20 protein-coding genes are annotated in these 19,983 nt (G+C 49.1%); 4 read left to right on the plus strand and 16 right to left on the minus strand.

Features of this window, described 5'->3' with window-relative positions:
- Positions 1–60 precede the first annotated feature (60 nt).
- From tyrA to ffh, 10 genes are all read right to left on the minus strand, one after another.
- Complete coding sequence (gene tyrA, locus RN22_RS18250) at positions 61–1,188, minus strand: bifunctional chorismate mutase/prephenate dehydrogenase (RefSeq protein ID WP_046306457.1); 1,128 nt, start codon at positions 1,186–1,188, stop codon at positions 61–63.
- 5 nt (positions 1,189–1,193) lie between these two features.
- Complete coding sequence (locus tag RN22_RS18255) at positions 1,194–2,270, minus strand: 3-deoxy-7-phosphoheptulonate synthase (protein ID WP_002540056.1); 1,077 nt, start codon at positions 2,268–2,270, stop codon at positions 1,194–1,196.
- Between the two features lie 281 nt (positions 2,271–2,551).
- A complete protein-coding gene (locus RN22_RS18260) occupies positions 2,552–2,935 on the minus strand; it encodes a DUF2799 domain-containing protein (protein WP_046306459.1) in 384 nt (127 codons plus the stop codon).
- A 71-nt stretch (positions 2,936–3,006) separates the two neighbouring features.
- Entirely contained in the window at positions 3,007–3,582 is a 576-nt protein-coding gene (locus RN22_RS18265) for an HdeD family acid-resistance protein (RefSeq protein WP_046306460.1), read from the minus strand.
- 219 nt (positions 3,583–3,801) lie between these two features.
- Positions 3,802–4,476 (minus strand): pyrimidine 5'-nucleotidase, encoded by a 675-nt coding sequence (yjjG, locus tag RN22_RS18270; protein WP_046306463.1) that lies wholly within the window; start codon positions 4,474–4,476, stop codon positions 3,802–3,804.
- A gap of 117 nt (positions 4,477–4,593) precedes the next feature.
- Positions 4,594–4,947, minus strand: coding sequence for a 50S ribosomal protein L19 (gene rplS, locus RN22_RS18275; protein ID WP_002540060.1), 354 nt, complete (start codon positions 4,945–4,947; stop codon positions 4,594–4,596).
- Positions 4,948–4,973: 26 nt separating this feature from the next.
- Positions 4,974–5,729 carry a tRNA (guanosine(37)-N1)-methyltransferase TrmD gene (gene trmD, locus RN22_RS18280; RefSeq protein ID WP_046306466.1) on the minus strand — a complete coding sequence of 252 codons (756 nt, stop codon included), beginning with the start codon at positions 5,727–5,729 and terminating at the stop codon, positions 4,974–4,976.
- Positions 5,730–5,766: 37 nt separating this feature from the next.
- Positions 5,767–6,294 (minus strand): ribosome maturation factor RimM, encoded by a 528-nt coding sequence (gene rimM / locus RN22_RS18285; RefSeq protein WP_046306468.1) that lies wholly within the window; start codon positions 6,292–6,294, stop codon positions 5,767–5,769.
- A 31-nt stretch (positions 6,295–6,325) separates the two neighbouring features.
- Positions 6,326–6,574: a 30S ribosomal protein S16 gene (rpsP, locus tag RN22_RS18290; protein ID WP_002540065.1), complete on the minus strand. Its 249-nt coding sequence runs from the start codon at positions 6,572–6,574 to the stop codon at positions 6,326–6,328.
- A gap of 221 nt (positions 6,575–6,795) precedes the next feature.
- The gene (ffh, locus tag RN22_RS18295; RefSeq protein WP_002540066.1) at positions 6,796–8,172 is read right to left on the minus strand and encodes a signal recognition particle protein; all 1,377 of its coding nucleotides are present in this window, start codon (positions 8,170–8,172) and stop codon (positions 6,796–6,798) included.
- A gap of 274 nt (positions 8,173–8,446) precedes the next feature.
- Between ffh and RN22_RS18300 the strand changes: the two genes are divergently transcribed.
- The 3 genes from RN22_RS18300 (at position 8,447) to RN22_RS25600 (ending at position 12,192) form a co-directional block, all read left to right on the plus strand.
- Positions 8,447–9,244, plus strand: a complete 798-nt coding sequence (locus RN22_RS18300) for an inner membrane protein YpjD (RefSeq protein WP_046306470.1) — start codon at positions 8,447–8,449, stop codon at positions 9,242–9,244.
- Positions 9,245–9,390: 146 nt separating this feature from the next.
- Positions 9,391–10,665: an HlyC/CorC family transporter gene (locus tag RN22_RS18305; protein ID WP_046306472.1), complete on the plus strand. Its 1,275-nt coding sequence runs from the start codon at positions 9,391–9,393 to the stop codon at positions 10,663–10,665.
- 225 nt (positions 10,666–10,890) lie between these two features.
- Entirely contained in the window at positions 10,891–12,192 is a 1,302-nt protein-coding gene (locus RN22_RS25600) for a PAS domain-containing methyl-accepting chemotaxis protein (RefSeq protein WP_046306474.1), read from the plus strand.
- A gap of 60 nt (positions 12,193–12,252) precedes the next feature.
- Here RN22_RS25600 and RN22_RS18315 read toward each other — a convergent pair whose 3' ends face one another.
- The 5 genes from RN22_RS18315 to RN22_RS18335 all read right to left on the minus strand — a co-directional run bounded on the left by RN22_RS18315 (position 12,253) and on the right by RN22_RS18335 (position 17,590).
- Entirely contained in the window at positions 12,253–13,353 is a 1,101-nt protein-coding gene (locus RN22_RS18315) for an ABC transporter ATP-binding protein (RefSeq protein WP_046306476.1), read from the minus strand.
- A gap of 5 nt (positions 13,354–13,358) precedes the next feature.
- Positions 13,359–14,240 carry a carbohydrate ABC transporter permease gene (locus tag RN22_RS18320; RefSeq protein ID WP_002540072.1) on the minus strand — a complete coding sequence of 294 codons (882 nt, stop codon included), beginning with the start codon at positions 14,238–14,240 and terminating at the stop codon, positions 13,359–13,361.
- Positions 14,227–15,132: a carbohydrate ABC transporter permease gene (locus tag RN22_RS18325; protein ID WP_002540073.1), complete on the minus strand. Its 906-nt coding sequence runs from the start codon at positions 15,130–15,132 to the stop codon at positions 14,227–14,229. Before RN22_RS18325 ends, RN22_RS18320 begins: the two co-directional genes overlap by 14 nt.
- 83 nt (positions 15,133–15,215) lie before the next feature.
- The gene (locus RN22_RS18330; RefSeq protein ID WP_002540074.1) at positions 15,216–16,460 is read right to left on the minus strand and encodes an ABC transporter substrate-binding protein; all 1,245 of its coding nucleotides are present in this window, start codon (positions 16,458–16,460) and stop codon (positions 15,216–15,218) included.
- 83 nt (positions 16,461–16,543) lie between these two features.
- Positions 16,544–17,590 (minus strand): LacI family DNA-binding transcriptional regulator, encoded by a 1,047-nt coding sequence (locus tag RN22_RS18335; protein WP_197076317.1) that lies wholly within the window; start codon positions 17,588–17,590, stop codon positions 16,544–16,546.
- Positions 17,591–17,967: 377 nt separating this feature from the next.
- Between RN22_RS18335 and RN22_RS18340 the strand changes: the two genes are divergently transcribed.
- Entirely contained in the window at positions 17,968–19,203 is a 1,236-nt protein-coding gene (locus RN22_RS18340; RefSeq protein ID WP_046306479.1) for a YbiU family protein, read from the plus strand.
- A 102-nt stretch (positions 19,204–19,305) separates the two neighbouring features.
- Here RN22_RS18340 and RN22_RS18345 read toward each other — a convergent pair whose 3' ends face one another.
- A complete protein-coding gene (locus RN22_RS18345; protein WP_046306482.1) occupies positions 19,306–19,914 on the minus strand; it encodes a hypothetical protein in 609 nt (202 codons plus the stop codon).
- Positions 19,915–19,983 lie beyond the last annotated feature (69 nt).

The following is a 19,983-nucleotide window of genomic DNA, read 5'->3' on the forward strand; positions in this document are numbered from 1 at the left end:
CAACGCAGTTATCGAGCATTTTAACCAGCTAGGATGAGCAGATATTTACTACGATTGGTATTAACCGCGGTGCGTGGTGTCATTCGCCTGACGAAGCAGGTTCTGACTTTCTTTCATAAAGCGCGGAGCAAAGTCGCCGAACCAGTTTTCCACCTGACTAAACGCCTGAACAAAGCCTTCTTTGTCTTGCTTGTCGAGCAGGTTAATCGCCTCGCCAAAACGTGCGTGGAAACGCTTAATCATGTCGATATTTTGCGTCGAGGACATAATGATATCCCCGTAAAGCTGGGCGTCCTGAGCAAACAATCGGCCTACCATCGCCAGTTCAAGGCGGTATATTGGCGAGCTAAGCGCTGTAAGCTGCTCCAGATTCGGGTTCTCCTCCGCCAGATGCAGACCATACACGAACGAAGTGAAGTGGCGTAACGCTTGGATCAGCGTCATCCCCTGATCATGCTCAATCGCGCTGATACGGTGCAAACTCGCTCCCCAGATGCGGAATTGCTCAAGCAGCCATTGGTACGCTTCCGGATTTCGCCCGTCACAGTACACAATCACCTGTTTAGCGAGACTAGAAATATCCGGACCAAACATAGGGTGCAAACCCACCACTGGTCCTTTGTGTGATTCCAGCATGGCCTGCAGAGGTTCACTCTTGATGGAGGTCAGATCTACCAAGAGGCAATCATCGGGCAACTTGCCTAATGAGCGAATAACACTGTCAGTTTTATTGATAGGCACGGTGACAACCACCATGCCAGCATCAGAGAGTATTTCTTCAGCCTTGTCCCAATCTTTCGAGCCCAATACCTTAACGTCATAGCCAGACAGTCGGAAAAGCTTGCAGAACACTTTACCTAACTGGCCATGGCCACCCACCACCACGATAGAACGCAGATCCGGGTTCAGGCATTTAAATCCAGAATCGTTTTCACTGGCGTAAGATTCGCGCATGGTGCGACGAAGAATATCTTCAATCAGATCCGGCGGAATCCCGCGAGAAGCAGCTTCTTCACGACGTGATGCCAACATAGCAGCTTCACGATCCGGCGCATAAATCGGCAAACCGTGTTTGCTCTTCACCTCGCCAACTTCCGCGACCAATTCCAGTCGGCGTGCCAGCAACTCGACCATTTGTTTGTCGACTTCGTCAATTTGATCCCGAAGTTGGGTCAACTCTGCAACCATGTGGCTTAATGTCCTTGTAAACGCTGTTCCAGGAAAGGTGTCAGTTCATCATGGGCACGGCGCAGCAGGTTTTCAGTATCCTGCCAGTTGATGCATGCGTCGGTAATAGACACCCCGTAAGCCATCTCTTCACGCGGCAAGTCCGCAGACTGATTGCCTTCGTTGATGTTGCTCTCAATCATCAAACCAATGATGGATTGGTTTCCTTCACGGATTTGGTGGAACACATCTTCAGCGACAAGTGGCTGACGACGGAAATCTTTTCGAGAGTTGGCGTGGCTGCAGTCTACCATCAGTGAAGGCTCAAGCCCTGCCCCTTTCATCTCATTTTCGCATTCTGTCACCGAAACTGAGTCATAATTGGTCTGCTTGCCGCCACGCAGAATCACATGACCATCCGGGTTGCCCTGAGTTGTCAGCAGCGCAACCTGACCTTCTTTGTTGATTCCCATGAAACGGTGACCAGATGCGGCCGCCTTCATCGCATTAATGGCCGTTGCCAAACTGCCATCAGTACCGTTCTTGAAGCCAATTGGCATGGAAAGGCCACTCGCCATTTCACGGTGAGTTTGAGACTCAGTCGTACGCGCGCCAATCGCCGCCCAACTGAACAGATCGCCAATGTATTGCGGGCTGATTGGGTCCAAGGCTTCTGTTGCCAGTGGCAGACCCATGTCAGCCAGTGTGATAAGCAGTTCACGGGCTTTGTGAAGACCTGCCTCTACATCGAAAGAGCCATCCAAATTTGGATCGTTGATGAGTCCCTTCCAGCCAACCGTGGTGCGTGGTTTTTCAAAGTAAACTCGCATCACGATGTAAATCTGATCGTTCAGGGTTTCTGAAAGCGCCTTGAGGTTTCTCGCGTATTCAATCGCCGCATCAGTATCGTGAATCGAGCAAGGACCACACACGACCAAAAGGCGGTGATCTTTCTTATGGATGATATCTGCAATTTCCTGACGCGCTTTTGAAATAAAGGCCAACGTCTCTTCCTTTACGGGTAGCTTGCTGCGCAGTTGGTCAGGGGTAATCAGAACCGTTTCGTCCTGAATGTGTACGTTAGTAAGCAGATCTCTTTCCATGACATTTTTCCTTTCTGAATCTATTTTGCGCATTGAACGGGTATTTATCACGCAACTGCCCATACAATAACAATCTGAGAGATGAATGCAATAGATCGTAAAGATAAAATAACATCGTAAACTTATATTTACATAAAGGTGTAATGGTCAAACCCAAAGGCTATTTCATTGACTTCAGCAATCAGCATGTTGGAAATAACTTTGTAAACCCCAGCTTACAAAATAGAAAAAGGCCTTTCGAAAAGGCCTTTTTGCTTGGGGTTGCTATTTTACTAGCTCAATCAGAAAGTCTGGTCAGCTGATTGGAAGTCCTCAAAACCTCTCTGCCATTGCATCTGAAAGCGAAGTCCATCAGGTCTGTTGGCACACACACCCAAATACTGCATGCCCGACAAACCAATGTCATAGGCATTGTCCAGGCTGCAATAGCGATCAACACCTTCCGCATAGCCAGACTCGTAATCGCTCACATCGACATTCTGTCCACCAGCACGCTGTGCCAGCTCATTAAGATCAGACATTGAACGGGAAGGGATACCTCTCAGACCGTCCTGCTCACCGACTGCCTGCCAATCGCCTTTCTTTACCAAAGACTCTGCATCTCCAACGGATGCGCAGCCAACGATCATCAACGCAACCAGTGACACCAAGGATTTTTTCAACATCCTGTGTTCCTTAAGATTGATTTGGAAAGTGTCACTATATACCGATTCAGTGGAAAGGTGCAGAATTGGTGTCATGCATTTTCTTTTAATCCCTTGAGCTTAAAGGAAAGTGCCACAAACAAGACACCAAAAATAAACGCGTACATCGCAATCACCCAAATGAGTGCCGTCGCACCTGCTGCGGGATTAGACATCAAAAAGCCACCGAACAGAATGGAAATAACACCTCCGAGAATAAGGAGCCACTCTCCGGCAATCTCCTTCCTCAGCCTGATCGCGGCGATGATCTCCAGCACACCTTTCGCTATCGCCCAAATGGCTATGTAGAAAAGCAAGGCAACCGCAGTGAGTCCCGGCACAGTAAACGTCATAATCCCGGCCGCGATCCCGACCACACCCCAAAGCATCAGTACCACCCAGTTATCCCGTTCTTTGCGCTCCATGATGGCTGTCCACACCTGAAGTGCGCCGTCCACAAATGCAAAAATACCGAATACCAGAATAAGTGTTTCCACCGACTCTTCCGTCGGCAAGGTCCAGAGCATGAAGCCGAAAATAATGGACGCGATACCACGCAATAACAACACCCACCAATTTCTCGATAGCGCTCCAACCAACTGTTTTTGTAGAGTGTCTGTTGGTTCCATTGTGCTTTCCTCTCATTATTGTTTTGGCAAAACGCCGCCGAACACCAGTGTTCAGCATGTTGAGAGTGAAGCGCGATTTGGTTGACTGTGATGTGCTAAGTTTGCAACCTGGTATGAAATGGTTAGCTTATGGAACGCCGCGCAAATTTCTTTTGGAGAGGAATGAAGAGGTGCAGCTCAGGACTCAAGCTGCACAGATATACCCAAACAGCCAGAGGATTAATCCAGCAATTGAGCGCGAATATCTGCCCATGAAGCAGCAGTAAAGGTTGGCTCAATACCTTTCGGTTTCACTTTTCCATCAACATTCAGCCAGCCAGTGTCGATACCCGCATTGATGCCACCAAGGATATCGGAATCTGCATTGTCGCCAATCATCAGGACGCGCGCTTTATCAGGGTTGCCCATCTTATTAAAGGCATGATCAAAGATAGCAACATCAGGTTTGGCTACACCAACTTGTTCTGAAATCACTACCAAGTCGAAGTACTCCCGAAGCCCTGTTTTTTCTAGACGGATTTGTTGAAGCTGCACAAAGCCATTAGTGATGATACCGAGTTTGGCATGTTGCGCCAGTAAAGGCAGGGTTTCACGCACACCTTCCAAAGGTTCACAAACATCCGCCATGGCATCGAGAAAACGGCGGTTAAGCTCACCCGGTTCAATATCCAAGCGCTCAGCCCACACCAGAAAACGATCTTCTTGAAGCTGTTTCGCCGAGATTGCACCGTTTTGGTATTTCACCCAAAGCGGCTTGTTGACGGTCTGATACTCTGCAAAATCCTGCTCGCTAAAGTTAACGCCCAAGGTTTTGAGCATTGCTTGAAGACCCGCGAAAGCATTGAAAGAAAACAGGGTCTCGTCAGCGTCAAATAAAATCCAATCGTACTGCACGTTATATCTCCTTCATGAAGCTCGCATTATGGCACGCATTTTCCGTCCGCAGAAAAAGAAAAAGCCCGCCTAAACAGGCGGGCTTTCTTTCCCTTTCGGGTATAAACGCCGGAGCGATTATTTCTTAGCCAGACGCTCTTTAATACGAGCTGCCTTACCAGAACGCTCACGCAGGTAGTACAGTTTGGCACGACGTACTGCACCGCGGCGCTTAACAGTAATGCTGTCAACAACTGGTGAGTGAGTTTGGAATACACGCTCAACGCCTTCACCGCTAGAGATCTTACGAACGGTAAATGCTGAATGTAGACCACGGTTACGCTTAGCGATTACAACGCCTTCGTAAGCCTGCAGACGCTCACGCTGTCCTTCTTTAACTTTAACTTGAACGACAACAGTGTCACCTACGTTGAACGCAGGAACGTCTTGTTTAAGTTGCTCATCTTCGAGCGCTTTGATGATGTTACTCATTTTCTATACCCTAGAATAAACTGATACTAAATATCTTTAGGTACTTGTCTGTGTTCGTTAATGAACTCAGCAAGCAGTGATTCCTGTTCGTCAGTCAGAGCTAGGTTTTCCAGGAGCTCTGGTCTTCTGAGCCAGGTACGGCCCAGCGATTCTTTCAATCGCCAGCGGCGAATGTCCTTATGATTTCCGGATTTCAGTACCGAAGGTACTTCCAATCCATCCAACACTTCAGGACGTGTGTAGTGAGGGCAATCCAGCAAACCATTTGCAAAAGAGTCTTCTTCCGCTGACGCAAAGTCTCCGAGGACACCCGGTACAAACCGGGCAACCGCGTCAACCAACGTCATGGCTGGCAGCTCACCGCCACTGAGCACAAAATCCCCGATAGACCATTCTTCATCGACTTCGGTTTGTATAATGCGCTCATCTACCCCTTCGTAGCGTCCACAGATAAGAATCAACTTCTCGTTCTGCGCCAGCTCCTCAACACCTGCTTGGTCAAGCTTTCGGCCTTGAGGTGAAAGGTAAATCACTTTCGCCTTGCCATCAGCGGCTTTCCTGGCAGTGTGAATGGCATTGCGCAAAGGCTGAACCATCATCAACATGCCTGGGCCTCCACCATATGGGCGGTCATCAACCGTCCGGTGTTTGTCGTGGGTAAAATCGCGGGGATTCCACGTTTCTACCTCGAGCAGGCCTTTTTTAACCGCCTGGCCAGTTACCCCAAATTCAGTAACAGCACGGAACATTTCAGGAAAAAGGCTGATTATACCAACCCACATTTTTCCACTCCCATTGCTTTAAATGTTACTGGGGGAATTAAAATCCAGGATCCCAGTCAACTTCGATCCGTTGAGCAGAGCGATCAATCAACTTGATGACTTGCCCATCGAGGAACGGTATTAAACGTTCCTTCTGGCCAAAAGCATCTTTCGGGTTCGCTTGAATGACCAATACATCGTTAGAGCCCGTTTCCAGAATGTCCGTGACTTTACCCAGGTTGTACCCTTTGGTTGTCACCACTTCCATTCCGTACAGTTCGCGCCAGTAGAATTCTTCATCTGACAGCGAAGGCAATACTTCTGCATTGATAGCGATTTCAGCATTTGTCAGTGCCTGAGCGTCTTCACGCTGATCCAGGCCTTTCAACTTGCCTACATAACCCTGACCATGGCGTTTCCAGTCTTCAAGACTGAATTCCTGCCATTCGCCACGCACTTTGATAAACCAAGGTGTGTAGCTAAAGATGTTTTCAGCATTTTCAGTGTAAGAAAAAACTTTGAGCCAGCCACGGATGCCATAAGAAGCACCTAGCTTGCCTACTACAACCTTTTCTTGCTCACTCATTTCTTTTTCTTTCAACCCTGACACTAATCAATTACGCAGCTTTAGCAGCGTCTTTGATCAGCTTAGCTACGCGGTCAGAAACAGCTGCACCTTCGCCAACCCAGTGGTTAACGCGGTCCAGGTCCAGACGCAGCTTCTCTTCTTGACCCTGTGCAACTGGGTTGAAGAAACCTACTTTCTCGATGAAGCGACCGTCGCGAGCTTGGCGGCTGTCTGCAACAACGATTTGATAGAATGGACGCTTTTTAGCGCCGTGACGTGCCAAACGAATGGTTACCATATCGTCCTCTTTGCATTACTAAATTAAATTGGCCCCGTGCTAATACGGGGCCTCGTGCCAAAATAAAGCTCCGGAATTTTACGCTTTCTGTGATCGAATGCAACTGCTTTAGCTAAAAAAGCATCAGCAGTAACTGGACTTCAATCACTTAGCGATTCCGTCGCTCTATCGAATCCCGGCCAGCTTCTTTCATCTGACCGGAGAATAGGTTTTACTGCGGTTTAGCGTGGGAACATACCACCGCCACCACCCATGCCGCCCATCATGCCTTTCATATTGCGCATCATGTTCTTCATGCCGCCCTTCTGCATCTTCTTCATCATCTTCTGCATCTGGGTAAACTGCTTGAGTAGACGGTTAACGTCCTGTACCTGAGTACCTGAACCTGCGGCGATACGTTTTTTACGTGAGCCTTTAATCAGGTCTGGACGTGCACGCTCTTTCGGCGTCATGGAATTGATGATGGCTTCCATCTGAACGAAGATTTTATCGTCCACTTGGTTTTTCACATCATCAGACAGGTTTGACATGCCCGGCAGTTTGTCGAGCATCCCCATCATGCCGCCCATGTTCTTCATCTGTTGAAGCTGATCGCGGAAGTCCTGAAGGTCGAAACCTTTCTTCTCTTTAAACTTCTTCGCCAGTTGCTCGGCTTTGTCTTTGTCGACATTGCGCTCGAGATCTTCAATCAGTGACAGCACGTCACCCATGCCAAGGATACGGCTGGCAACACGGTCAGGGTGGAACGGTTCCAGTGCGTCGGTTTTCTCACCTACACCCAGGAACTTGATTGGCTTACCGGTAATATGACGAACAGACAGCGCCGCACCACCACGTGCATCACCGTCCACTTTTGTCAGTACCACACCGGTTAGTGGCAGCGCATCGTTAAAAGCTTTAGCTGTATTCGCCGCATCCTGACCTGTCATGGCATCGACCACGAACAAGGTTTCAACAGGGTTGATTGCCGCGTGGACGTCTTTAATCTCGTCCATCATCTCTTCGTCGACGTGCAGGCGACCTGCGGTATCGACAATGACCACGTCATAGAATTTCAGCTTGCCGTGCGCCAATGCTTCACTGGCGATATCAACCGGCTTTTGATCCGGCGTTGATGGGAAGAAATCAATGCCCACATCGCCTGCCAGCGTTTCCAGCTGTTTGATTGCTGCAGGGCGGTAAACGTCAGCTGAGACCACCAGCACTTTCTTCTTGTGGCGCTCTTTGAGCATTTTACCCAGCTTACCAACACTGGTGGTTTTACCTGCACCTTGCAGGCCCGCCATCAGTACCACAGCCGGTGGCTGCGCTGCCAAATCCAACTCAGAGTTGGATTCACCCATCACAGCTTCAAGTTCAGATTGAACAATCTTGATGAATTCCTGACCTGGAGTCAGGCTTTTCGACACTTCCAGTCCAACTGCACTTTCTTTTACTTTCTTGACGAAGTCACGAACCACTGGCAACGCAACATCCGCTTCCAGCAGCGCCATGCGTACTTCACGCAGCGTGTCTTTAATATTGTCTTCTGTCAGTCGACCGCGACCACTGATGTTTTTCAGCGTACGGGATAGACGATCCGTTAGGTTTTCAAACATGTCCTACTCGCTTATCTACGCGATGGCACCACGTGACCCGAAATCCTGTCAGGTGGCGATAAACACAAAATTGGCGCGATTATATCTCATTATTGCTGATGCTTACATGCTGCCTTTAACGATAGTTTTAAAGTGGCTTACAGGCACTTTTCCTAAAATTTGTCGCGGGTAAGACAGGTATACGTCTCAAAGATCGGCTCGTGTTGATAGCGACTCTCAGTTGCGCAAGGTATACTGATCCCTTCCTTTTTGACGCGATGTTGTTGAAAGACACATGGATATCTTTTTAGCACTCACCGCCGCTTTGCTTTATTTTGCGGCGCTTTTGCAAATTATTCCCGGCCTATCCGGCCCGAATCAGATCCCGGCTCGCTCGGTGTTTCTGAGCGCGTGTGGTGCGTTGGTGCTACATGCTTACCTGCTTTCTGATCTCATCCTGTCAGGCGGTGGGCAGAACCTTAGTATCCTTAATGTCGCGTCCCTCATTAGCTTTATCATTGCCGCGATTACCACTGGGCTCATGTTCAGGATGCGGATTTGGGTGCTACTGCCTGTGGTTTATAGTTTCTCTGCGATTAACCTGACCGCAGCCACATTGCTTCCCGGTGCGTTTATCACCCACCTCGAAGCACACCCAGAAGTTCTGGTGCACATATCCCTCGCGCTTTTCTCTTACTCCACACTGATGATTGCCACTTTATATGCCATTCAGCTGGCATGGCTCGACCATCAGTTGAAGCACAAGAAAAAGCTGGTAATGAACCCCAACCTGCCTCCACTCATGGCTGTAGAGCGACAGCTTTTCAACATCATTCTGATTGGTGAAGTGTTACTGACGTTGACCCTGCTGACCGGTCTTGTGTTTGTGCAGGACATGATTGCTCAGGGCAAAGCACACAAAGCTGTGCTGTCCGCAATGGCATGGATTGTCTACGGCGTGCTGCTGTGGGGACATTATCAATCAGGATGGCGCGGACGCCGCGTTATCTGGATCAGCATCGTGGGAGCATTCCTCCTTACACTCGCCTATTTTGGCAGCCGTTTTGTCCGCGAAGTGATTATCGCAGGTTAACGGTCTCTCAATTCAGACGCCCCTTTTTATAGGCTTTCTTTACCCTAACGGGGCGTTTGTGTATAAAGTTTGCGCAGCAATGTTTGACATGGACGCAAATTCTTGCCCTTAATTAGGGTTGAACCAAACAAGAAGGAACTTGCAATTTGGACGACATATCGACGGGAACGCTAGCGACCGTTTTGGTATTGCTCATCTTTATTTCTGCGTATTTTTCCGGCTCCGAAACCGGCATGATGGCATTAAATCGATACCGGCTTCGACACCTATCCAAACAAGGGCATAAAGGCGCCAAGCGTGTAGAAAAGCTGCTTGAACGCCCAGACAGGCTAATTGGCCTGATCCTCATCGGAAATAACCTGGTTAACATTCTCGCTTCCGCCATCGCAACCATTCTGGGCATGCGCCTGTTTGGCGATCTCGGCGTCGCGATTGCAACCGGTGGCCTTACCCTTGTTATCCTCGTATTTGCAGAGGTGACACCCAAAACCCTCGCAGCACTCTATCCAGAACGCGTTTCCTACACCAGCAGCCTTTTACTCAATGTTTTGATGAAAGCGCTTTATCCGCTGGTTTGGGTGGTGAATGGCATTACCAATGGCTTTCTTAAAATTCTGGGGCTTGCGACTGATCACAGCGGAAAAGACAACCTGAGCTCTGAAGAGCTTCGTACCGTGGTGAATGAGGCAGGCGGGCTCATCCCTCGCCGTCACCAGAATATGCTGCTGTCGATTCTTGAGCTTGAAGAAATCACCGTGGATGACATCATGGTGCCGCGAAACGAAATCACTGGCATCAACGTCAATGATGACTGGAAAGCCATCATGCGACAGCTCACCCATGCGCCACATGGCCGTATGGTGCTGTATCGCGACAATATTGATGAAGTGGTTGGCATGCTTCGTGTGCGTGAAGCCTACCGGATGATGGTGGAAAACGAATTCAATAAAGAGAACCTGCTACGCGCCGCGGATGAGGTCTACTACATTCCGGAAGGCACACCGTTGAATGTCCAGATGCTCAAATTCCAGCGTAACAAGCAACGTATCGGTATGATTGTCGACGAATACGGCGACATCATCGGCTTGGTCACTCTGGAAGATATTCTGGAAGAGATAGTCGGCGAGTTCACTACCTCACTATCACCCAGTTTGGCAGAGGAAATTACCGCTCTACCAGACGGCAGTTTCATGATTGATGGCACCGCGAATATCCGCGACCTCAACAAAAGCCTGAACTGGGAACTTCCAACCGACGGCCCCCGTACCCTTAACGGCCTGATACTGGAACACCTTGAAGATATCCCGAGCAGTCAGTTAAGTATTGAGGTCGAAGGGCATCAAATGGAAATTGTTGAAGTCGCTGAGAATATGATTAAGCAGGTTAAGATCTTACCTGTACCTAAAAGCGCCAAGACATAACTTACGTAGGTTTATATTGTTACTCAAAAAACAGCCAGCAAATTGCTGGCTGTTTTTTTAATATCTCACCCAGTTCAATCCTTCTATCTACCTCTGCTCCAATTAATCTCATTTTTCATACAAATGACCAAGTTATCAGCTAGTTTTAAAGAGGTGCTCTATCGGTTTTGTGCACCGACTTTCTTTGAATAATTTGTTTGTGCTTGCTGAGGAAGGAAAGCAATCATGTTTAACGGGAAACTGAAAAAACAACTGGAAGAACTGGAATTAAGTGCTTCACACAACCAAGCCATTTTGGATGCCATCAACAACAGTGTTGCGACAATTCACTTCACACCTGAAGGTGTCGTCAAACACGCAAACAACATATTCCTCGGTGCTGTAGGTTTTACGCTTGAGCAATTGACAGGAAAGCATCACAGAGAGTTATGCGACCCTGAGTACGGTCAAAGCATGGAATATCAGAAATTCTGGGAGAGACTGCGTGGTGGTGAAGTCATCAGTGGGACAGTTCCTCGGCTAAATTCAAAAGGAGAGAGGCTATGGCTTGAAGCCACTTACTTCCCGATTAAAGAAAACGGTGCCGTGGTTGAGGTGATGAAAATCGCTGCAGACATTACCAAAGAAAAGATCAAGCTAGATGATCAGGCAGCAGTTTTTGACGCACTGAATAAGTCTATGGCCATGATTGAGTTTCACCCTGACGGCACCATTATTCAAGCCAATGCTAATTTCCTAGGTGCTGTTGGATACACACTCGACCAAATTCAGGGCAAACATCACCGTATGTTCTGTCCCGATCATTTCTATCAGGATAATCCTAATTTCTGGGCCGAACTTGCCAATGGAGATTTCAAAGCAGGCCAGTTTGAACGAAAAGATTCCATGGGCAATGTCCTCTGGCTCCGCGCGACTTATAACCCAGTGTTTGATGACAAAGGCAGGGTTATCCGTGTCGTGAAGTTCGCTAATAACATTACCGAGAAAGTGACACAGGAGCATGCAATTCGCGACGCTGCGGGAGTCGCTTACTCAACGTCGGTCAAGACAGCAGAGATTGCCACAAGAGGCGCAGGTGTGCTGGAGTCGACGGTTGCGACATCACAGTCTATTTCCGATCAGGTGCTGGAAACCTCTAACGCCATTACCCAACTCAATGAGCAATCTAAGAGCATTGAAGCCATCCTATCCACCATCAGTGACATTGCTGACCAGACTAATCTTCTGGCACTAAATGCTGCGATTGAAGCGGCGCGTGCCGGTGATCAGGGCCGAGGCTTTGCTGTGGTTGCGGATGAAGTCAGACAACTTGCTGCGCGCACCAGCCAGTCGACTGCTGAAATTACCGACGTTGTGAAGAAAAACCGTGACCTGACATCCGATGCAACCCGTAAGATGTCGAGCGTGTCAGAAGCCGCAGAAAAAGGTACCCAGCAGATATCTGAAGCTTCCACTGTGATGGAAGAAATCCGTTCCGGTGCAGAAAACGTTGCGCAGACCGTATCCGGTTTAAACGTAGGAACCTGAAGAAAAAACAAATAAAAAACGCTCCCTCTGGAGCGTTTTTTATTGCACGAACAAAAACTCTTAACGGATTCGATTGCCGCTATCAGTATCAAATAACACCAGCTTTTCAGGATTAAAGCCAAGGTGTGCCATGTCCCCTGCACTCAGCGCAATATTGGCTGGCATACGCGCCACTACTTCCTTACCGCCCAATGAGGTGATGACATAAGTGTCTGCGCCCGTTGGCTCCGTCACATCGACTTTGCAATGCAAGGTACCTTCGCCATCGGCTTGTTCGGTAATGTCTTCCGGTCTCACGCCAAGACTCACGGTCTTCCCGACATAAGCAGCTAAGTCTGCAAACCCAACATCAAACGCGATCGATTGATTCACACCATCGAACCCTTCCAGTTCCAACACGGTGCGGTTGGTATCCGCTTCTAACACCTTAACATCAACCAGATTCATCGAAGGGCTTCCCATAAAGGTTGCCACAAAGGTGTTGGCCGGGTTGTCATAGACTTCTGCCGGAGATCCAAGTTGCTGCAGCTCGCCATCTTTCATGACTGCAATCTTGGTTGCCAAGGTCATCGCTTCAATCTGGTCATGGGTGACGTACACAATCGTCGCATTCAAACGTTGGTGAAGACGTTTGATTTCAGTACGCATATCAACACGGAGCTTGGCATCCAGATTAGACAACGGCTCATCGAACAGGAAGATTTTCGGGTCACGAACCAACGCCCTTCCCATCGCAACACGCTGACGTTGACCACCAGAAAGCTGACCCGGTTTGCGGCTCAGCAAGTGCTCAATCTGCAGCATGGAAGACACCTCATTGATCTTGCGGTCACGCTCCGGTTTTGGAACGTCACGCATTTCCAGTCCAAACGAGATGTTCTGACCAACGGTCATGTTCGGATAAAGTGCATAAGACTGAAATACCATGGCGATATCCCGGTCTGCCGGGTGCAGGTCATTGATCACCACATCACCGATAGAAACATCCCCATCACTGATGCTGTCGAGACCTGCAATCATATTCAATAGTGTGGATTTACCACAGCCAGATGGCCCCACCAGTACCAGAAAGTCACCATCATCAATGGCGATGTCGATACCCTTCAATACCTCAACATGACCAAAGCGTTTTTTTACATTATTCAGCGTCAAAGAAGCCATTCAGATTATCCTTTTACTGAGCCAGCCATCAGACCGCGTACGAAATAGCGACCGGCCAGGACATAAACCAAAAGGGTGGGCAGCGCGGCAATCATGGCGCCAGCCATGTGGACGTTGTATTCCTTTACACCCGTGGAAGAGTTCACCAGGTTGTTCAGAGCTACGGTGATCGGCGCAGTATCGCCCGATGCAAATGACGCCCCGAACAGGAAGTCGTTCCAGATATTGGTGAACTGCCAGATGATGGTCACCACAATGATGGGGCCGGAACTTGGCAGCAAAATGCGGAAGAACATGCGGAAGAAGCCCGCACCATCAATCATGGCGGCGCGAATCAGCTCGCTAGGAAACGCTTCGTAATAGTTACGGAAAAACAGCGTGGTGAAACCCAAACCATAAATCACATGCACCATCACCAACCCAGGTGTGGTATTGGCAATGCCAAGGGTACCGAGTACCTGGCTCATAGGTACCAGCACCACCTGGAAGGGAATGAAGCAACCAAACAGCATCAGGCCGAACACCCATTTATGTCCAGGGAAACGCCACTTGGTAAGTACATACCCGTTCAATGCACCTAACATGGTGGAAAGCAAAACACCGGGCACCGTGATGGCAATTGAGTTACCGAAGTAGCCGCTTATCCCCTCGCAGGTAAGGCCAATACATGCGGTTCCCCAAGCTGCTTTCCATGGTTCAACCGTCCACACTTCTGGCAGCGCCAGCATGTTCCCCTGACGGATTTCATCCAGCTCTTTAAAGGATGTCACCAGCATTACGAACAGAGGAAGCAGATACATACAAGCGAACACGATGAGCGTGGTATAGATCAGCACACGCCAGAATTTCGCCCCCTGAAACGGCGATTTATTATCAATGCTGTCCATGCTTCGGCTCCTTCAACTCGCTGTAAAGGTAAGGCACGATGATTGCCGCAATGGTCATCAGCATCACAATGGCACTCGCCGACCCCACAGCCATTTGATTTCGTGAGAAGGTGTACGAATACATAAAGGTGGCGGGAAGCTCAGTGGCATTACCCGGCCCGCCGCCAGTCAGGGCGATAACCAGGTCATAGCTCTTAATGGCCATGTGTGCGAGCACGATAAAAGCGCTCAAAAACACAGGACGAAGCTGAGGAATGATGATGCGACGATACATTTGGAAGGAAGACGCACCATCTAACTGTGCGGCTTTCAGCATTTCGCTGTCGATGCCCCGAAGCCCGGCAAGGAACATAGCCATGACAAAACCTGAAGTTTGCCACACCCCGGCAATCACGACCGTATAGATCGCCATTTCCGGGTTAATCAACCAGTCAAAGCTGAAGCTCTCCCACCCCAGCTCATGCATGGTTTTCTCAAGCCCAAGACCAGGGTTTAAGAACCATTTCCATGCGGTACCTGTCACGATAAAGCTAAGTGCCATGGGGTAGAGAAACACGGGGCGAAGCCCGCCTTCAATACGGATTTTCTGGTCGAGCAGAATCGCCAGTAACAACCCCAGCGCACAGCAAATCACAATGTAGAGGATGCCAAATACTGCCAGGTTTTCGAGTGCCACCTGCCAGTTAAGGCTGTTCCAGAGTTTTTCATAAGGCCGAACCCCATCGAGGTTATAGTTCGGCAGCATCCGCGATCGGCTGAAAGAAATGTAGGTTGTCCAGGCGATAAAGCCGTAGACAAAAAAGAGGATCAGCGCGAACGAGGGAGCAATGACAATTTTTGGCAACAGTTGCTGCCAGAACTGGCGCGAACTGTATTTTCCTTGAGAAGCCATAGTTGATCCTTCAAACGACGAGAAACGACTGTCTTTAGAATAAAAAGGGGAAGGGCTTTAACCCGTCCCCTTTTTCCATTGGATTACTGAGCATCCTGAACAGCAGCCACCAGTGCTTTTGTCGCTTGCTTAGAGTCCATACCGCCATTGAAATGGTTAGTCACGACATCATAGACCGCATTTTTCACAGCGGCTGGCGCTGCGTGGCCATGAGCCATACTGCCGACGAGCGTGTTGCTCTTGTTAGCTTCCGCCAGATCCGCCATGCCTTTTTTACCACAGGCGTCGAACGCATCATTCGGTACGTCAGTACGTGCTGGAACTGACCCTTTCACCACGTTAAACGCAGATTGGAATTCAGGCGACATAATGGCTTTGGCCATCGCTTTCTGTGCATCTGAATCACCCACATCAAACATCACGAATTGGTCAGAGTTGAAGGTGACCATGCCTTGGGTACCTGGCATGCGGAAACACAGGAAGTCCTCGTTTGGTTTTTTACCGGCTTTCAGGAATTCACCTTTCGCCCAGTCACCCATGATTTGCATGCCTGCTTTATCTTCAATCACCATGGCAGAAGCCAGGTTCCAGTCACGGCCTGGGAAGTTCTTATCCACATAACCGCGCAGCTGTGACATACGGTCAAAGACTTTGACCATAGTGTCCGAACCCAGTGCTTCCGGATCTAAATCCACCATGGCTTTGCGATAAAAGTCGATACCACCAGTGGTCAGTACCACGCCATCAAAAATGGTCGCGTCCTGCCAAGCCTGACCACCGTGAGCCAGTGGGATGTAACCCGCGGCTTTCAGTTTATCCAGCGTTTCAATCAGTTCATCCCAGTTGGTAGGCTGTTTTGCTCCCACTTCATCGAGCAGCTTTTTGTTCGCCCATATCCAGTTGGTGGAATGGACGTTCACCGGCGCAGACACCCACTTTCCATCGTACTTGGCAAAGTTTTGCAGCGCATTCGGCACCACCGTATTCCAACCTTCGGCATCTGCCACGCTGTTAAGGTTGGCTACCACATCTTCCGCTGCCCAATCCTGGATATCAAAGCCCAGCATCTGTACCGCAGTCGGAGGATTACCCGAGGTCACACGGGCACGCAAAACCGTCATTGCGTTACCGCCACCGCCACCGGCTACCGGCATGTCCTGCCAGCCGATGCCTTGGCTCGCAAGGTCATCCTTGAGTACATTTAACGCCGCAGCCTCACCGCCTGATGTCCACCAGTGCAGTACTTCTACATCTTCCGCTTGTGCTGAAGTCACCGTTCCGATAGCGACTGCAGCTGACAGCATTGACATTACCAGTTGATTTTTCATGCTTACCTCGTTTGTTTTGTGACATGACCACTCGGTCCGTGTACCCAAACAACTTGCAGCGACTACCCACTACGCAAAGCTTGTTAAACCAAGCTCTTGGGTGCCTGCGTAGACAGTCGCTGGATCAACTCAACACCGACGAGTATTTTGTTGGGTGTTTGTTGTTGAGCCAGCAAGCGTTGCAGCAAGTAACATGCTTCCCGCGCAATATCTTCTCCCTTTACCCTCACAGTTGAGAGAGCGGGATAAATCAGGCGGGAATCTTCTAAATCATCAAATCCAATAACGGAGACATCTTCGCCGGGCTGTTTTCCGGCTTCGTGTAAAGCGGTATAGACGCCGTAAGCCACGACGTCGGTAAAGCACACAATAGCCGTCACTTCGGGAGCCAATGACAAAAGGCGGGTAGTGGCTTCATGCCCTCCAGAACGGCTACTCGGGCTGTGCTGAATATAATTATCAGGAACCGTTAAACCAGCCTCATCCATGGCATCCATAAAGCCTTGGTGACGCAGTTTGAGATCAATAAAAGTTTCCAGCCCCCCCACAAAAGCAATGTGCTTGTGGCCAAGTTCAATCAAAGAACGGGTTGCTAAATAGGTTCCCAATCGGTTTTCAGCCATGACTGCCGGGGAGAGAGAATTTTCAACTTCCCGCATGATTGAGATGATAGGGAGCCCGGTGGCAACAATATTGTCTATCCAACGGTTATCAGTGCCGGGGGCTGGCGTGATAATAATGCCAGCGACATTGTGACCGCGAAGCGCATGAACAAATTGATTCTGACGCTCGATACTCTCGTTCACATCCATAATGATAGGGATAAAGCCCAGCTCATCGAGATAGGGCTCCAAGCCTTTGATAATTTGGTTGAAGTACGGGCTGGTAAGGTTATTGGATAAGACAGCGACAATTTTTGAACGTCCACCACGCAGGCTGGCAGCACCGCCGTTATAAACGTAGCCAAGGGATTTGCAGGCTTCATTAACCCGTTTTTTTTTCTCATCACTGACTGACTCGCTGCCATTTAGCACCAGTGAAACCGTAGACTTCGAGACGCCAGCAATTTTTGCCACATCAATCATCGTGACACGTTTTTGAGGAAAATCCTTTCCGTCTTTAGCTTTCATAGCCACCACATCCAAACAACACGACATCAAGATGATTCAGTCATCACCTACCAATGTGTTTTTGGAACCTTCCATTAAACTCCTTGTAAAAAAGTAGAACACCGCCGCACTAATTCAAAGCAATCAGCGAACTAAGATCACAAAATAACCAATGACAAATCCATCAATTACTTTTTATCTTGGATCGATCACGAAATTTCAATGGCACGTGACAAACCACAAAAATGATCATTCTCCTTGCCTTCTCGGTGTTAAGTGTCGTTATCGTATCATCGGCCATTCCTGATATGCCTTACACTTTGCCATAGGAGTCAATGTCAGACGGTCTGCGTATGAACCACCGGCGACGTTAATTTATGTTGCATAATGGAGGATATATGAGTCTTTCTATGGATAATTTACCTGGTCAAATTCATGCTTTTAAACAGGAACTAAAAATCAAAGTGCCTGATTATGAATCCCGGTTTAAGCTCGTATCTGAAGCCCTGAGAGCAGAAGTGGAGCGCATCCAACAGGAAGAAGCCAATGGTTCAGCTATTCCCCAGTTTGAATTTGTCGATATTGCCGAAACCGGTTTTAGCGATGCGCAAAAACAGCAAGTCCACCAGGCGGGCTGCTGCATTATTCGAAACACCTTACCAGCGAAAGAAGTCAGTCAACACAACGATGCCCTTTCACGCTACATCATCGAAAATGGCTACTACGAACACACCCCCACTGTCGAAGACAACTACTTCAGCCAACTGAAATCTGACAAGCCACAGATCTTCGGGATCTACTGGTCACAAGCCCAGATCTGGGCACGTCAGCACCCAAACATGGCAACTGCCCGAAGACACCTTAATCACCTCTGGACATGGCAGGACAATGGCAAAACCTTTTTCAACCCTGATCTTGAGGCCAGCTATGCGGATCGTGTCCGTCGCCGAGAACCGGGAGACGCTACTCTCGGCCTTTCGCCACATGTCGATTCCGGCTCGATAGAGCGTTGGATAGAACCCCATTACCGGAAGGTTTATCACGAAGTATTCTTGGGCGACTGGCAGAAGTATGAAGCGTTTCATGGTGCCAACCGTATTGAGGTCGAGGAATATCCATCCCCTGCGGTATGCAGTGTTTTCCGCACTTTCCAAGGCTGGGTGGCGCTAACTTCTCAGGGCAAGGGTGATGGAACCTTGCAAATGGTACCTTCCACCATGGCGATGCCTTACATGCTACTGCGTGCTATTCAAGATGATGTGCCTGAAGAAGATCTTTGTGGCGCCACACCGGGGCGTGCGTTGACAGTCTCACCGAAATGGCACCCATTGTTACTGGAAGGTTTGGTCTCGATACCGAAAATGAATCCTGGCGATACGGTCTGGTGGCATCCGGATACCATTCATGCCGTAGAAGATAAACATAATGGCGATGGCTATAGTAATGTGTTGTTTATTGGTGCTGCGCCGGATTGTGAGAAAAACCAGCACTTCCTTGCCAAACAGCGCACTGCTTTTCTAAATGGTGAGAGTTGCCCAGACTTCGCACCTGAGCACCACGAAATAAACTATCAGGGACGCGCAACCATGGATGACTTGAGTGAACTGGGCAAACGCCAGATGGGTTTTGAATAACCTCAATGTCAGCGATGAGAGCTTTGGGGTAGCCATAGACCAAACGCAAAAAAGCGCCGGAACCGGCGCTTTTGTTTTATTGAATCTGCTCACTGATGAGAGCTAGAAAGGCCACCAGCTTCGGTTATCTTCCAACTCTTCACGGCAACTTCTCAACTGCCCACCGTAAGTTTGCGCCTGGCGCTCAACCTTTCTCGCCACTTGCATCACTTTCGGCTTGGATTTGTAAGTCCCGCGCTTAAAACCACCACGTCCTTCGTGATAAGCAAGATACTGGTTATAAGCATCCCACTTCGAAATCCCTAGTTGCTTCTGGGTTTCGCTGGTGTACCAGCCAATAAATTGCATAGCATCCCCAAAATCGGTGCGAGAGCCGCCATTGCGGGTCGCCTTCTGGTAATCAGACCACGCAGGGTCCTGAGCCTGTGCATACCCGTATGCACTGCTGACACGTCCCCACGGGATCACCCAGAGCACATAGTCTCGGGGAGGTAACGCATCATGAACGTAGGAACTTTCCTGTTTCACAAACGCCATTGCGATATGGATTGGCGTTCCCCATTCATCTTCCATGTCGACCGCATCTTCGTACCAATCATCATACTGGCGGAAAATGCTGCAAATATTATCGGGATTTTTAGGCGGAGGAGCCGCACAGCCGCTCAATAACAGTGCGCTGAGAACAAGCAGCCATTTGGGAGAAATGCGCATGGGTGTCCTTTCTGTCTATCGCGTTTTTCTATCTATCGCGTTGTTGGTACATATACCCAAACGACCTGA

The organism is Grimontia sp. AD028 (genome assembly GCF_000973155.1).
In the GTDB taxonomy this organism is placed as follows: Bacteria; Pseudomonadota; Gammaproteobacteria; order Enterobacterales; family Vibrionaceae; genus Enterovibrio; species Enterovibrio indicus.

Excerpts from the sequence above, each read along its gene's own strand:
- tyrA (WP_046306457.1), bottom strand. The coding sequence starts at position 1,188 with ATGGTTGCAGAGTTGACCCAACTTCGGGATCAAATTGACGAAGTCGAC.
- RN22_RS18255 (WP_002540056.1), bottom strand. The coding sequence starts at position 2,270 with ATGGAAAGAGATCTGCTTACTAACGTACACATTCAGGACGAAACGGTT.
- RN22_RS18260 (WP_046306459.1), bottom strand. The coding sequence starts at position 2,935 with ATGTTGAAAAAATCCTTGGTGTCACTGGTTGCGTTGATGATCGTTGGC.
- RN22_RS18265 (WP_046306460.1), bottom strand. The coding sequence starts at position 3,582 with ATGGAACCAACAGACACTCTACAAAAACAGTTGGTTGGAGCGCTATCG.
- rplS (WP_002540060.1), bottom strand. The coding sequence starts at position 4,947 with ATGAGTAACATCATCAAAGCGCTCGAAGATGAGCAACTTAAACAAGAC.
- trmD (WP_046306466.1), bottom strand. The coding sequence starts at position 5,729 with ATGTGGGTTGGTATAATCAGCCTTTTTCCTGAAATGTTCCGTGCTGTT.
- rimM (WP_046306468.1), bottom strand. The coding sequence starts at position 6,294 with ATGAGTGAGCAAGAAAAGGTTGTAGTAGGCAAGCTAGGTGCTTCTTAT.
- rpsP (WP_002540065.1), bottom strand. The coding sequence starts at position 6,574 with ATGGTAACCATTCGTTTGGCACGTCACGGCGCTAAAAAGCGTCCATTC.
- ffh (WP_002540066.1), bottom strand. The coding sequence starts at position 8,172 with ATGTTTGAAAACCTAACGGATCGTCTATCCCGTACGCTGAAAAACATC.
- RN22_RS18300 (WP_046306470.1), top strand. The coding sequence starts at position 8,447 with ATGGATATCTTTTTAGCACTCACCGCCGCTTTGCTTTATTTTGCGGCG.
- RN22_RS25600 (WP_046306474.1), top strand. The coding sequence starts at position 10,891 with ATGTTTAACGGGAAACTGAAAAAACAACTGGAAGAACTGGAATTAAGT.
- RN22_RS18315 (WP_046306476.1), bottom strand. The coding sequence starts at position 13,353 with ATGGCTTCTTTGACGCTGAATAATGTAAAAAAACGCTTTGGTCATGTT.
- RN22_RS18320 (WP_002540072.1), bottom strand. The coding sequence starts at position 14,240 with ATGGACAGCATTGATAATAAATCGCCGTTTCAGGGGGCGAAATTCTGG.
- RN22_RS18325 (WP_002540073.1), bottom strand. The coding sequence starts at position 15,132 with ATGGCTTCTCAAGGAAAATACAGTTCGCGCCAGTTCTGGCAGCAACTG.
- RN22_RS18330 (WP_002540074.1), bottom strand. The coding sequence starts at position 16,460 with ATGAAAAATCAACTGGTAATGTCAATGCTGTCAGCTGCAGTCGCTATC.
- RN22_RS18335 (WP_197076317.1), bottom strand. The coding sequence starts at position 17,590 with ATGAAAGCTAAAGACGGAAAGGATTTTCCTCAAAAACGTGTCACGATG.
- RN22_RS18340 (WP_046306479.1), top strand. The coding sequence starts at position 17,968 with ATGAGTCTTTCTATGGATAATTTACCTGGTCAAATTCATGCTTTTAAA.
- RN22_RS18345 (WP_046306482.1), bottom strand. The coding sequence starts at position 19,914 with ATGCGCATTTCTCCCAAATGGCTGCTTGTTCTCAGCGCACTGTTATTG.